The sequence below is a fragment of the Acinetobacter cumulans genome (assembly GCF_003024525.3).
GTDB lineage: Bacteria > Pseudomonadota > Gammaproteobacteria > Pseudomonadales > Moraxellaceae > Acinetobacter > Acinetobacter cumulans.
In genome coordinates, this window is sequence record NZ_CP035934.2 from 3,058,720 (window position 1) to 3,073,538 (window position 14,819).

Sequence of the window (14,819 nt, forward strand, 5' to 3'; positions counted from 1 at the left end):
TTTTTAATTCAGTTCTACACGCTACTTATTGCTTTTAAGTTTAACACCTTAAAATAAAGGCCTAATCTCGCCCCCAAACTTATATTTAAAACAAATAATACAATATATTAAAACTATTAATTTCAAATGTTTAGATCAAAAAAATAACATATTTTTCAACAGTTTTATTAAGTTGAATTGTTTCAGCAAACAATGACTCTGTCATGACATGCAAAATCTCTTTTTAACAACATCATCGGCCAATCGGCAACATCAGACCTTTGCCTAAAATTCATGTGCGATAAACAAAAAAAGCACCCCAAATGGAGTGCTTTTTAGTGAACTTCGCTTAAGTAATATTAAGCTTGTAATTCACGTGCTTTAGACATTGTTAAAGCTAAATCTTCGATCATGTCTTCTTGACCACCAACCGTACCACGACGACCAAGCTCAAGAAGAATTTCACGCGCAGAAACACCATATTTTGCTTCAGCACGTTTAGCAAATAACAAGAATGAAGAGTAAACGCCTGCATAACCTAATGTTGCAGCATCCCGATCGGCACGGATCGGGTTGTGCATCATTGGAATTACTAGGTCTTCAGCAATGTCTTGTACTTTAAACAAGTCAACGCCAGTTTCCATTTGCATACGGTTCGCAACAGCTACAAATAGCTCAAGTGGTGTGTTACCCGCGCCAGCACCCAAACCTGCAGATGCCAAGTCGACACGAATCGCGCCCGCTTCAACAGCAGCAACCGTGTTTGCCACGCCCATACCTAAGTTATGGTGACCATGGAAACCGATTTCGATGTTTGAATCTAGGTTTTGACGTAAAGCATCAACACGGTCTTTAACATCTTGCGGAAGCATATAACCCGCAGAGTCAGTCACATAGATACAGTTTGCGCCATAAGACACCATCTTTTTCGCTTCTTCTAATAAACGCTCTGGAGAAGCCATGTGCGCCATCATTAAGAAACCAACAGTGTCCATACCCAACTTACGTGCAGCAGTGATGTGCTGTTCAGAGCAATCTGCTTCTGTTGAGTGCGTTGCAACACGAATCGTAGATACGCCAATTTCATGTGCCATGTGCAAATGATCAACCGTACCAATACCAGGCAACAATAATGCTGTTACTTTGGCATTTTTCATACGTGGTACAACTGCAGATAAATATTCTTCATCTGTCGCAGCAGCAAAACCGTAGTTTACTGAGTTACCGCCAAGACCATCACCATGTGTCACCTCAATTAAAGGTACACCTGCTTCATCTAAAGCAGTCGAAATGGCAATCATTTGCTCAACAGTAGTTTGATGGCGCTGTGGGTGCATACCATCACGTAGCGTCATATCATTAATAATCACTTTAGACATGATGTGCTCCTTAAGCTTCAGCAACTTGTGATGCGATTAAACGCTCTGCAAACATTTCTGCAGTACGCGCAGCTGCTGCAGTCATAATATCGAGGTTACCCGCATATTTAGGCAAGAAGTCACCTAGACCTTCTACTTCTAAGAAGATAGAAACACGGTTGCCATCAAAAATAGGACCATTTACAAGTTTGTAACCTGGTACATATTTTTGAACTTCCTTAAGCATGGCATGAACAGCTTCAGTAATAGCAGCTTGATCAGGCTCACCTTCAACTAAGCAATGCACTGTATCGCGCATATATACTGGTGGCTCAGCTGGGTTAATAATAATGATGGCTTTACCTTGTTTTGCACCGCCAACTTTTTCAATTGCGCTTGCAGTTGTACGGGTAAATTCATCAATATTTTTACGTGTACCAGGGCCAATAGACTTAGTCGAAGCAGTTGCAATGATTTCGCCATAGTTCACAGGCTGAACGCTAGCAATCGCAGCAATCATTGGAATTGTTGCTTGGCCACCACATGTCACCATGTTTACGTTTGGTACTTCACCTGATTCAAGTAAAGCATTCAAGTTCACTGGTGGTACGCAGAATGGACCAATTGCAGCAGGTGTTAAGTCAATCATTAACACGCCAAGTTCATTTAACTTGCGGCTGTTTTCAGCATGTACATAAGCTGAAGTTGCATCAAATGCAATTTTGATGTCGTCTTCGATAATATGCGGAAGTAAACCATCTACGCCTTCAGCAGTGGTTTTCAAACCCATTTTTGCAGCACGTGCAAGACCTTCAGAAGTTGGGTCAATACCCACCATCCATACTGGTTCTAACCATTCGCTGCGTTGAAGTTTGTAAAGCAAATCAGTACCAATATTACCTGGACCGATCATTGCACATTTAATCTTTTTCATTAACGTACTCTCTAAAAATTTTGCTCAGGCCAAGTCTTATTCAGCAGCAAATGCAGCTGTTACAGAACCAAAACCTTCAATTTCAACCACAAATTCGTCACCCGCGTTTGCCACAACCATTGGGCCAAGCGCACCAGTCAAAATAATGTCACCTGCCAAAAGTGGACGACCACGGCGTACCATTTCATCTGCCAACCAAACAGCAGCATTCAGTGGGTTTGCAAGACATGCTTTACCAACACCTTGAGATACCACTTCGCCCGCGCGAGTCATGGTCATTTTGCAATTTACAAGATCAAGGTTTTCCAGTTTCACAGGGCGTGAACCTAAAACATAAGCCGCTGAAGATGCATTATCAGCCACGGTATCAATCAATGAAATTTTCCAATTTTCGATACGGCTATCAACCACTTCTACCGCAGGAAGTGCATAGTCAGTTGCACTAATAATGTCTGCGTAAGTGTGTTTTTCTTTCGTTAAATCTGCTTTGATCACTAAAGCGATTTCTGCTTCAACTTTAGGCTGGATCAAAAGACCCGCTGGGATCGCTTCGCCATCACCATAAGCCATATCGGCAAATAACATACCAAAGTCAGGCTGATCTACGCCCAACTGTGCTTGAACTACTTTTGAAGTCAAACCAATTTTACGGCCAGTTAAACGACGACCTTCTGTTAAAGCGCGCGCAGTATTTACTTCCTGAACTGCATACGCAATATCAACATCTGCACTTTCACCGCCAAGTTGTGGACGGATTGGCGCAATCGCTTTTTTTGATAGTTCAGCTTCTCGCAGTGCTAAAGCAACTGACTCAACAACAGCAGAATTCGACATCAATGTTTCCTTAAACTGCAAAAATGGGACTTACAGCGCCATCTGTGAAAAGTCAATTTAAAGTTCATGTGTAAAGTCAATGAACCTCAACCCTTCCTAACCAACAATCATGTCTGGCAGGTGCTTCAGCAGAGAACGCTTATATGAATAAACTGGTTTAGAATCGGGATTTTGCTATTCAAGTGCCAATACTTATTTTATTTCTAACAATAGCTAATTCCTATAAATTAACTCGGATTTATTATTTAAAAACAAAACTTTAAGATTAAACAATAAGCTGCAATCAAAATCACAGCGGGTGTATGAATTTCCTTCAATCGAAAATAAACCCCCTATATACGACTAAAAGACTAGATCATTTGTTGTTTTTTTAAGACTATGCCTACCAATATAAGCTTCAAATTTTTCCAATATTGCATAAAAAAAGGCGGGACTCGCTAGATACTAGCCACCCGCCATTTCTCTTTATTTAAGCCAGTTAAAGCTTAAATCAGTTCAATATCTTGTACTTGTGCCAAAAGAAAATCATGCAATTTACGCACATCAGACACAATTGCCAGTGGAGCAAATTGCGACAGTACTTGCTGATCATGCACACCATATAGCACCCCAACTCGAGGCATCTGAATATTTTGCGCCATCTGCAAATCATAAGAGGTATCCCCCACCATAATTGCAGCCTCTGCAACCACACCTGTTTGCTGCAAGATTTCTTGCAACATCAACGGATCGGGTTTGGATTTAGTTTCACTGGCAGCACGTGTTGCAACAAATAAATCTTCGCTTTGCGTCTGATGTAACACACGGTCTAAACCTTTACGACTCTTCCCTGTAGCAACCGCCAATTGCACTCCTTGATCTTTCAAATCACGTAGCATTTCTGACACGCCTGCAAACCATGCATCACCTTTTGAGTTCGCGACATAATGGGTTGCATAGCTTTGTAAAATCTCTTCATGTAATTCAGGTACATTCGGAAATAAACGCTGAGCAACTTCTGGTAAACCTAGGCCAATAATGCTTTTTGCATCTTCAGCAGTCAGCGGTTGCTGATACTGCTCGGCAGCAAACATAAGACTTGCCACAATTTGTCCAACGGAATCAAATAAAGTGCCATCCCAATCAAAAATGATCAGTTCTACTGGTTTTTTCATACAATTTTCCTAAATTTGATTCTGCTTAAAACAAATCATGTGCCTACCCCTTGTAGAGCAGGCTTGGGAGAAATGAGATCTAACTCAATTTTACACAGCGCAGAGCTATAGAAAGGACAACAATTTAAAAATTAATCCTCAGGCGTTGCAGCTGGTTTATCCGCTTTCTGTGCGCGCAGCTGCGCCACTAAACTTTGCATGTCTTCAGGTAATGGCGCCTCAATCGTCGCATAACCTGGAATTTCAAGGCGCATTGCATGTAAGCATAAACGGCGCGGTTTCGGACCTTTATAGTCAGTTTCATGACCGTATTTATCATCACCCACCAACGGATGACCAATACTCAGGCCATGCACACGAATCTGATGGGTACGACCAGACAATGGCGAAGCGTACACCAAAGTTGCATGCATAAAGCGTTCTTGAACATTCCACTGGGTTTTCGATTCTTTACCGTCTTTAGACACGCGTACACGACGCTCGCCATTGGCCAATTCATAACGAAGTAGTGGCTGATCAATCAACTGTTTATCTAAACTCACTTGGCCTTTGACCACAGCCGCATAGGTCTTTTGAATTTTGTGCTCGCGCAACATATCTTGTAAAGTCTTCAATACACTACGCTTTTTAGAAATCATCACCAAACCAGATGTATCACGGTCAATACGGTGAATCAGCTCTAAATATTTTTTACCTGTAGCAGCACGTAAGCCTTCAATCAAGCCATAAGCCACACCACTACCGCCATGCACAGCAATACCTGATGGCTTATTTACCACCATTAAGCCTTCATCTTCGTAAATCACACGCGCCAATAAACTTTGTGCCACTTTATCTGACACAGGTACGGCTGATTCGTCTTTTTGTTCATAGCGAATTGGGGCAACCCGAACTTGATCGCCAATATTTAATTTAGTTTCTGCTTTCACGCGTTTTTTATTTACACGCACTTGGCTTTCACGAATCAAACGATAAATTCGACTTTTAGGTACGCCTTTGAGTCGGGTAAATAGAAAATTATCAATGCGCTGTCCCGCTTGATGCTCATCCACTTCAAACCAAGTGACGCTTTGCCATTGCTGTGTAGAATTCATACAATTACTGTGACCTAAAAAAAATACTAAATTTGGTTAAAAACTGATCATTTAGGCTATGCTTTACACAAGAAACATAAGCTTAGCCCATAGGCAGATGATGCAAGGTTTGATATAGTCAGCGCACGGAAACCATCGTTGGTGGACAAAAGTTGAATCGTTTCAGTTTACTGAGCATGCTTTTTCAATGAAATGCCCATCTAAATACGCATAGGTCCCAAAAGAATTATGCCGACGCCGAAGGCTTATTATATCGGCAAAACTGTAAGCTGTTGCGTTTAATTACATCTATACGATGTAAAAGCAGCTTACCCAAAAAAATATGCTGCCAACTTTAGTTGGTTTTAAACGTAAACTGATACACATCAGATTAGTCGCGCCCTAATGCTGCATTCAGGCTACAGCGTTGATACATTGGATCTGCACAAGTTGTAAAGATACGATGATAATTCCGTATCAAGACACTCTATCTACAAAGAAGGGATGATCTTTGAGCAATGTGACAGTGAAAGTTACTCACATCCAATGTACCGCTTGTCCGCCAGTGAATCCATGAGGTGACTTTAATCGTTTAAAGATTGAAGCCGTATTGCCATCATCAATACGTGAATCAAAAACCGAAGCCCACTATAAAGAAGGCCGGTAAAAAAACTCAGACCGCAATCGGTATATTTGAGATCTGAGGGTTGATCCGTTGTTTGATGTTCGCTACGTGTATAGCGATGTTTTGTTGTGTATCACTATTAGGTGTTACTCCATGAAACGTATGTTGATTAATGCAACACATGCCGAAGAGATTCGCGTTGCACTTGTCACTGGACAACGTCTTTACGATTTTGACTTAGAAAATCGTACGCGTGAGCAAAAAAAATCCAACATCTATAAAGGTCACGTGACTCGCGTTGAACCTTCTCTAGAAGCTGTATTCGTTGAATACGGTGCAGGTCGTCAAGGTTTCTTGTCGATGCGGGAAATTGCCAACTCATATTACAAAGCTGACCCTCGTCAAACTTCAAACATTCGTGAGCTCATCACGGAAGGCACTGAACTTTTAGTTCAAGTGGAAAAAGAAGAACGCGGCAACAAAGGCGCAGCTTTATCTACTTTCATTTCACTTGCGGGTCGTTATTTGGTACTTATGCCAAACAACCCTAAAGGTGGCGGTATTAGTCGTCAAATTTCTGGTTCAGTTCGTGAAGAATTGAAAGAAATGTTGGCATCTTTAAATATCCCTCGCGGTATGAGCGTAATTGTACGTACTGCAGGTATTGGCCGTTCACAAGAAGAATTGCAACTTGACCTACAGCACTTATTAGACCTTTGGGCTCAAATCCAAAGCACGTCTAATTCAGGTCCATCACCAATGCTTGTTCATCAAGAAGCTGGTGTCGTAACACGTGCAATTCGTGACTATCTACGTGATGACGTTGCAGAAATTCTGATTGACTCTGAACAAGCGTATAACGAAGCATATAACTTTGTTAAAGCTGTGATGCCTCGTCAAATCGACAAACTAAAAACCTATACCTTAAATGAACCGTTATTCGCTCATTTTGGTATTGAAAGCCAAATTCAAACGGCTTATGAGCGTGAAGTTAAACTTCCTTCTGGTGGTTCAATTGTGATTGACCAAACTGAAGCTTTAGTGTCTATCGACATTAACTCAGCGAAATCAACACGTGGTCACGATGTAGAAGAAACTGCACTCAACACCAACTTAGAAGCAGCTGAAGAAATTGCGCGCCAACTTCGTTTACGCGACATTGGTGGCTTGGTTGTTATCGACTTCATCGACATGACCAAAGACCGCAACCAACGTATGGTTGAAGCGAAACTTCGTGAAGCTACACAAAGCGACCGTGCCCGCATTCAATTCGGTCAATTGTCTCGCTTTGGTTTAATGGAAATGAGCCGTCAACGCTTACGTCCATCACTCGAAGAAGCAACCGGTTATGTATGCCCACGTTGCCACGGCACTGGTATGGTTCGTGACCTACGCTCTCTTTCACTTTCAATTATGCGTAAAGTTGAAGAGATTGCCCTTCGCGAGCGTCATGGTGAAGTTCAAGTTGAAGTTCCTGTAGAAATTGCAGCCTTCTTATTGAATGAAAAACGTCATAGCCTTGTGTACTTAGAACAAACTTCAAATGTACGTGTCACTGTATTGCCTCACCCGCATTTAGAAACACCACATTACGAAATTTCATACAACCCAGAAGGCTTTGCGCCAACCAGCTACGAGCGTACTGAAGCAACACGTTCAAGCGAAAAAGAATTGGGCTATGAAGCTTCTGAATGGCATTTAGAAGACGAACAACAAGTCGCTCAAGCGCCTGTTCAAACACAAGAAAAAGGCCATAAAAAGTCACAACACAAGGCTCAAGCTGCACAACAAGCACCTGTCGCTCAAGCGCCAGCACCTGCTGTTGCAAGCTCTAGCCCATGTGCTTGGTTAGAAAACTTGTTTGTACAAAAGCAAGCTGCAACCATCGATCAATCACGTACTGCAAATAATGCAGCAACCATGATTGAACAAATGGTGAATGGTGGTGCTGTAAGCCGTGGTCAATTTGGCCAAGTGGGTCAAGTTGCTACAGCAGCTGCACCAGTTGCCGCACCTGCAAGCAATGTGTACTTAGCGCCGTCTACGTCTGTTACACATAAGCCTGATGTTCGTGAAACAGAAAAGCATGTTGAGAAAGACGAAAAAGCAACTCAGCGCAACCACAACAAAAAGCAACGCAACAAACACAAAGAACCACGTGAGCAAGTTGTTCAAGACAATGCACCACAACATCAAGTGCATGAAGAAGTGCTCCAAGTGTCGCGTCAAGAGCAACGTCAAGAAGCGCGTGAAAACAAGCGCAACTCACGTCGCCCACACAACAACAATCACAACGAACAACAGCAGCATGATGTGCAACAAAATCATGAGCAACAAGCTGTTCCACGTCGTGATCGCAACAACCACCAACGTCCAAACCGCCCAAATCGCCACCGCGATCCAAGCGTTTTAAATGAGCAAACCATTGCTCAAGAGTTGGCAGTTGAAAACACGCCTGCTGTCGCTTCGCGCCAACCTAAAGTAGAAACTATTGAAGTACCTCGCCAAGAGATTCTTCCAACTGCTATGGTGGTAAACCTTGATCAAGCGCAAAGTGAAATTGTTGCTTTAACGCCTGAAGCACCAGCAAAAGCTGAAAAGCCAGCACGTGCACAAGTTGCAGAAGCTACACCAGCAGAAACTGCTGTTGTTACTGAAGCACCAAAAGCGGAGCACAAGAGCAAAGCCAAAGCACATCAAGAACCTGCTGAAAAGCCAGTTCAAGATGCACCAGTGAAACGTGCAAGCAATGACCCACGTCAACGTCGTCGTCAGCAACGTGAAGCGCAAAATCGTCAAGCTCAGGCACCGAAGTTATCACCTTCACAAGTACCAACTTTGGGTGAATATACTGTGGGGAGTCTAATTCGCCATGTCTATGGTGAAGACTGCTCTGTGCTAATTGAACAGTTTGGTTTAATTCCAACATTCAACCGTGCATTGCAAAAATTCACGGAAGAGTATGCAGCTATACTTTCTACAGTTGCACCAACAGCTGTTGAGAAAAAACCTGTCACACGTGATGTTGTCGTTGCTAAAGCAGCACCTCAAGCAGAACCTGCACCGGTATTGGACTTAACACCACCGAAAGCAACTTCTGAAAATCGTGTTTCAAATGATCCACGTGTGCGTCGTCGTTTAGCTAAATTGGCGGCAGAACAAGCCCTTGAGCAAGCGAAAAGCGCGCAAGCTGAAGTAACCGAAACAGCTGAAAGCACAACTGAAGCAACACCAACTATTGAACATGTAGCTGAAGTCGCTCCAGTGCTTGAAGAACTCGCACCTACTCAAGCAACGCTTGCAATAGAGCCAGTTGTAGAAGAAGCAACTGAAACACCAGCAGAAGTTGAAGCAACACCTGTTGAAGTGAATGAAGTTGTTGAAGCTGAGTCTGAGGTTCAGGAAGCCGCAGAAAATACGGATGTCGTTGATGCGGATGACGAAAAAGTCAAAGCAGACAAAGACAAACCAGCTCGCCCGCGCCGTCCTCGTGGTCGTCCACCAAAGAAAAGTAATACTTCAGCTGAGTAATACTTGCAAAATTGCAGCTGATTAAAAAAATCCAGTCATTTCGGTGACTGGTTTTTTTTTGATACTTTTGTCAAATTAGGTTGATTGCACTAGATTAAAACGATTAAAAACCAATATCTCTACTGAATGCATCATATACCGCTAACAAAAGACGTATTGGATTACGCAAAATAACTAGGATTCTCATGAGCCAAACTACACAACACGACCTGATTGGGATTGCGGATGTCGCTGCTAAAATTCCAAAATTTATGAGCAAAGTCCCTAATTTATTGACGGGACTAAAACAAGCCTATTTACGCACTCCAAATACACCTGCTGGTCTTGGTCTCGCATTTGAAAAAGCCGTTAAGCGCAATCCAAATGGCATGGCTTTACTCTTTGAAGAACAAAAATATACCTATACCGAGCTCAACCAATGGGCTAACCAGATTTCGCATTACTACCTTTCCCTCGGAGCTAAAAAAGGTGATGTGATTGCGGTGATGATTGAAAACCGCTCTGAGTTGGTGGCATGTATTGTTGCGTTAGCAAAAATTGGCGTGACGGCTGCACTGGTGAATACCTCTCAAGTAGGTAAGGTGCTCGCACATAGCATTAACCTTGTGAACCCGATCGCTGTGATTGTAGGTGAAGAATGCCGTGTTGCTGTTGATGAAATTCGTAATGACCTGAGCGTCGCACCAGAGCGTTTACATTGGTTTGCCGATCAAGCAACACTAATAGATGCAGGTAAAGCACCTAAAGGCTTTCAAAACCTCGCTCAGCTGATTGAGCAATTTCCAAAATTCAACCCACCAACCACACAAAGTGTAAAAGGCAAAGATGGTCTGTTTTATATTTACACTTCTGGCACCACCGGCCTCCCTAAGGCCGTGATTTTTACCAATAGTCGTTGGACATTGGCTTATGGCACTTACGGTCATATTTTAAATCTCACTCCAGATGACGTCATGTATGTCACCCTGCCCCTTTACCATGCAACAGGTACTGTGGTGTGCTGGTGTGGTGTGATTGCAGGTGCTGCAACACTCGCAATTCGTCGTAAATACTCAACTTCCTCTTTTTGGAAAGATGTACAAAAATTTGATGCCTCAGCGATTGGCTATGTTGGTGAGCTGTGTCGCTATCTTATGGATGCACCACGATCTGATCTTGAAAAAGGCCACCGTGTCACCAAAATGATTGGTAACGGTATGCGCCCAAATATCTGGGACAAATTTAAAGAACGCTTTGGTATTGAAGAAGTCTTAGAGTTATATGCGTCGAGTGAAGGCAACGTTGGCTTTAGTAACGTATTTAACTTTGACAATACTGTAGGCTTCTCGCCAACACCGTATGCGGTTATTCAATTTGATAAAGAAAAGAATGAGCCCATCCGCAATAAAAAAGGATGGTGCATTAAAGTTAAAAAAGGTGAAGTGGGGCTATTGGTGGGTAAAATTACCCGTCGCTCACCGTTCGATGGCTATACCGATCCAGAAAAAAATAAATCGGTCATTATCAAAGATATGTTTAAGCATGGCGATGCTTACTTCAATACCGGCGATTTAGTGCGTGATATTGGCTTCCGCCATGCACAATTTGTGGATCGCCTAGGTGATACCTTCCGCTGGAAAGGCGAGAATGTGTCAACAACTGAAGTTGAGAACATGGTGAGTGAGTACAGTAAAATTTCAGAAGCCGTAGTTTATGGTGTAGAAATTCCAAATACCAATGGTCGTGCAGGTATGGCAGCCATTACCCTACACCCAAATGCTGTATTAGATGAACAAGACTGCAAAGATATGCTGGTTGAATTTAAAAAATGCCTTCCAGCCTATGCAGTCCCGTTGTTTTTACGCATACAACAGCAAGTTGAAACCACAGGCACCTTTAAATATCAAAAGAGTAAGTTAAAAGAACAAGGCTTTGATCCTGAAAAAACCAGTGATCGTATCTTGGTTTGGCTACCCAATAGTGATGCTTACTGTGACTTAACTGCAGATATTTTAAGCAACATTAACGCCTACAAGTATCGTTTCTGATTATAAAAAGCCCGTTTTTTGATAAAAACGGGCTTTTTTGTTGTATTTATAAACAAACAAAAGCAAGTTTATGATTTTTTACTTGCGCTCAATCGATATCTTGCTACAATACGCACCATCAAGTGATATGGGTCGTTAGCTCAGTTGGTAGAGCAGTAGACTTTTAATCTATTGGTCCCGCGTTCGAGTCGCGGACGACCCACCATTTACTTCGATACCCCAAAGATGGGTCGTTAGCTCAGTTGGTAGAGCAGTAGACTTTTAATCTATTGGTCCCGCGTTCGAGTCGCGGACGACCCACCATCTTTCTAAAACTTCGGTTTTAGACTAAAATGCAGTATACCCCCTAAGGGTCGTTAGCTCAGTTGGTAGAGCAGTAGACTTTTAATCTATTGGTCCCGCGTTCGAGTCGCGGACGACCCACCATTCTTTCTTAGGGCTTCTTTCTTCCGGCATGCGAAGAAAAAGAAACCTGCAAGTTCCGACCAAGACCAATCTACCCATTCGGGTGTATTTGCCATTCTCGAAATTTTGCTATACCGATGTTGCAATGTACGGTGTTTTTTGACGTCTATACATTCACTTTTGCACTCGGGTGATACTTCAAAGCAATGCTTTAAGTTCACTAATCCTGACAAAGGGTTGTTAGCTCAGCTGGTAGAGCAGTAGACTCTTAATCTATTGGTCGTAGGTTCGAACCCCACACAACCCACCACATTCTGTTATTTTCAATTTGATCTATTCTTGCACAGATCGAGTATTAATTTTTTCTAGCACATAAGCTTTCAGTGGCAATGGATTCCCTTCAGCAAAATATTGCTGATTCACTTCAGTTGCATGAGCAATTTTATCCAAATCCATCACAATATTTTTTTTAGCATCAATATCATAAAAAAAGTCGCCCCCTGAAGCACGATGCAAAATAATTTGATGCACATTTGGGTCATAAGACCAATGGTCCTGCCGATATTGTTGATTGGAGGTAAAGGTAATGGAGCCACGATGTTTAATCATGCGATGTGCTATACCATTGGGTGATAAACTGATAATGAAATCAGCTTCACCACTTTCACAACCGACAAAAGCATCTTCGCAATCAATTTTCGTGGCATAACGGCCAACATAAGGCATCGCCTCTTGGTTCACCAAGCCCACATTCATAGGTTGTTCAGCGATCGCAACCCTCTCCTGCCCCAACGCCACATTCAATAAAGCACGACCCTTCTGTTTTTCTAGATCCAACCTATCCACTTGGATGACATCTTTTTGCACATTACTGGCTTGATGCTCAGGTGAGCTACACCCTATGAGGGCAAAGCATGATAAAACCATCATGCCTAGCCAAACTTGCTTCGTCACCCAACGCTGGCAATACTTCGATAAGTGAAGAGCGGTTAAAATTTTCATCAGTAAAATATGCTCTACTCTTATATATGATGACCAATTGCTTATCAGACATTAAAAAACTCTAAATTTTATAGATATGTATGCTGTATAAATTTTTAAAATTAAATGTATGCCACCATTATTTTCTAAATCCTCATTCTTTTACATATCTTTACGTTTTTTTTGCTTAAAACAGCTTTAAAAATTGATCCATGTCACCATTTTAAAAGTATGGATGCATGATTGAATTAAGTTTTATCGTTCACATGATGCTTCATATAACAATTGATGAATTAAGGAGACTTGAATGGCCAATGTTGGTTTATATCGTTCGAACCGTTCAAACATGATTGCGGGTGTAATGGGCGGTATTGCTGAACGTTTTGGTTGGAATGCAAATTTGTTGCGCGTTATTTTCGTGATCGTTTCATGTATGAGTGCAGCATTTCCAGGGATTTTGGTGTATTTGGTTTTATGGCTGGTGATTCCAAAACAGCAAAGCCAATACAAAAATATGCAAGGCTATGACCACCCTGTACGTACTGTAAATAATGATCCGTTGCAATAATCTGCATTTAAATTCAGGTTATTTTAATTTTAGTCTGTTGTTATAAACACAATAGAGATCCCTTAGACCTCTTTGGTCGCTGTAGGTTTTCCCCCAAAAGCCTACAGCTTTTTTTTGCCTACATTTAAGCTTTCTCTTTTAAGAAGTGAATTTGCTGATTTAAGGCTGCAATCATGTCTGCACGACTAATCATGCCAATTAAGCGCTGATTTTCAACCACAGGGATGTAATTAAAAGAACGCTCAACAAAGTATGGAACTAAATCTTCAATCGGTTGATCTGGTCTGACAGTCACCACTTTAGGATTCATAATCTGATATACGTGATTTTCCCAGCTGGCTTTAGGATCAGCAGCGCGTTTGAACCACTCCACGACCTCATACAAAGCTAAATTACCCACCAATCGGTCCAAATCACCTACCACCGGCAGGCTCATTAAATTCACCTGTTTAAATTTTTCTAAAGCCGACTGAATATCATCTTCGGCCCTCAAAGTAAGCACCTGACGGCTCATAATGTCACGACAGCTAAACTGACTTAAATTGCGACGGTTTGCCAACTGCTGTGCTTCTAAAATAATTTTCTGTAAGTCATATTCACTAATATCGAGCAACTGGCTCTGACGTTCTAATACCTGCTGAATATCTACTGGCCGAATAGATACTTTTTGCGTCGGTGTCGGATCTGCGCTGCGTATATTGACCTGTGGACGCTGCGGATATGGTTTACCAAGCAAACGGTTATAAAATATAGCAAAGGCCATCAGCAATACAGAATTTAATAGCACAGGATAAAACAGAAATGCATAACCCAAATCTTGTACAGCTTTGCCACCCAGCACCGCAGTAATCGCCACTGCGCCACTCGGCGGATGTAAGGAATCTGTGGTCATCATCAGCACGATAGCCAGCGCAACGGCTACACTAAATGCTTCAGTCTGATTGGGTATCCACATTGCGCAGGTCACACCGATGAGCGCCGCAATACTGTTACCAACCACCATATTCCAGGGCTGTGCCAAAGGACTAGCAGGCACAGCAAACAACAGCACTGAAGATGCGCCCATAGGCGCGATATACCATGCATTTAGGTTACCTAGTGCAAGCCAACTGATGAGCGAGGAAATACTTAATCCAAGCAAAGCCCCTACCCCACATAAGACGCGGTCTTTAAGCGGGAGCACTTTAAAATTAGGTTTTAGGGTATTGAGCCAAGCTGCTTTGGAGTGAAACACGTGAGACCTGCATTTGCTGTTTTATATTTAAACGAATTATAGGCGACACTTCATTAAAAGATGTATTTATTTTATATGTTATAAATATTAGATTTATTTTTGAAAATATAAATAAA

Annotated in this window: 10 protein-coding genes and 4 tRNA genes; 7 read left to right on the plus strand and 7 right to left on the minus strand. The window is 42.1% G+C overall.

Going from position 1 to position 14,819, the window contains the following annotated elements; all coding sequences use genetic code 11:
• Window positions 1–338 precede the first annotated feature (338 nt).
• The 5 genes from dmpG to C9E88_RS14400 form a co-directional block, all read right to left on the minus strand.
• Window positions 339–1,358, minus strand: a complete 1,020-nt coding sequence (gene dmpG, locus C9E88_RS14380) for a 4-hydroxy-2-oxovalerate aldolase (protein ID WP_106985350.1) — start codon at window positions 1,356–1,358, stop codon at window positions 339–341.
• Between the two features lie 10 nt (window positions 1,359–1,368).
• A complete protein-coding gene (locus C9E88_RS14385; RefSeq protein WP_106985349.1) occupies window positions 1,369–2,271 on the minus strand; it encodes an acetaldehyde dehydrogenase (acetylating) in 903 nt (300 codons plus the stop codon).
• 36 nt (window positions 2,272–2,307) lie between these two features.
• Window positions 2,308–3,105: a 2-keto-4-pentenoate hydratase gene (locus C9E88_RS14390; RefSeq protein ID WP_106985348.1), complete on the minus strand. Its 798-nt coding sequence runs from the start codon at window positions 3,103–3,105 to the stop codon at window positions 2,308–2,310.
• Between the two features lie 485 nt (window positions 3,106–3,590).
• Window positions 3,591–4,259, minus strand: coding sequence for an HAD-IA family hydrolase (locus tag C9E88_RS14395; protein ID WP_106985347.1), 669 nt, complete (start codon window positions 4,257–4,259; stop codon window positions 3,591–3,593).
• 131 nt (window positions 4,260–4,390) lie between these two features.
• Complete coding sequence (locus tag C9E88_RS14400) at window positions 4,391–5,353, minus strand: RluA family pseudouridine synthase (RefSeq protein WP_106985346.1); 963 nt, start codon at window positions 5,351–5,353, stop codon at window positions 4,391–4,393.
• A 757-nt stretch (window positions 5,354–6,110) separates the two neighbouring features.
• On the opposite strand from C9E88_RS14400, the gene C9E88_RS14405 reads away from it, so the two are divergent.
• From C9E88_RS14405 to C9E88_RS14430, 6 genes are all read left to right on the plus strand, one after another.
• Window positions 6,111–9,488 (plus strand): Rne/Rng family ribonuclease, encoded by a 3,378-nt coding sequence (locus C9E88_RS14405; protein WP_106985345.1) that lies wholly within the window; start codon window positions 6,111–6,113, stop codon window positions 9,486–9,488.
• 185 nt (window positions 9,489–9,673) lie between these two features.
• Window positions 9,674–11,515: a long-chain-acyl-CoA synthetase gene (locus C9E88_RS14410; RefSeq protein ID WP_106985344.1), complete on the plus strand. Its 1,842-nt coding sequence runs from the start codon at window positions 9,674–9,676 to the stop codon at window positions 11,513–11,515.
• Between the two features lie 129 nt (window positions 11,516–11,644).
• A tRNA-Lys gene (locus tag C9E88_RS14415) sits at window positions 11,645–11,720 on the plus strand.
• A gap of 22 nt (window positions 11,721–11,742) precedes the next feature.
• A tRNA-Lys gene (locus tag C9E88_RS14420) sits at window positions 11,743–11,818 on the plus strand.
• Between the two features lie 47 nt (window positions 11,819–11,865).
• A tRNA-Lys gene (locus C9E88_RS14425) sits at window positions 11,866–11,941 on the plus strand.
• 213 nt (window positions 11,942–12,154) lie between these two features.
• Window positions 12,155–12,230 (plus strand) — tRNA-Lys (locus tag C9E88_RS14430).
• A 23-nt stretch (window positions 12,231–12,253) separates the two neighbouring features.
• Here the strand turns inward: C9E88_RS14430 and C9E88_RS14435 are convergent.
• Window positions 12,254–12,922, minus strand: coding sequence for a hypothetical protein (locus tag C9E88_RS14435; protein ID WP_106985343.1), 669 nt, complete (start codon window positions 12,920–12,922; stop codon window positions 12,254–12,256).
• Window positions 12,923–13,208: 286 nt separating this feature from the next.
• Here C9E88_RS14435 and C9E88_RS14440 point away from each other — a divergent pair, with 286 nt between their 5' ends.
• Window positions 13,209–13,469: a PspC domain-containing protein gene (locus tag C9E88_RS14440; RefSeq protein WP_106985342.1), complete on the plus strand. Its 261-nt coding sequence runs from the start codon at window positions 13,209–13,211 to the stop codon at window positions 13,467–13,469.
• A 124-nt stretch (window positions 13,470–13,593) separates the two neighbouring features.
• Here the strand turns inward: C9E88_RS14440 and C9E88_RS14445 are convergent, their stop codons facing one another.
• Window positions 13,594–14,703 (minus strand): HPP family protein, encoded by a 1,110-nt coding sequence (locus C9E88_RS14445; protein WP_106985341.1) that lies wholly within the window; start codon window positions 14,701–14,703, stop codon window positions 13,594–13,596.
• Window positions 14,704–14,819: the final 116 nt, after the last annotated feature.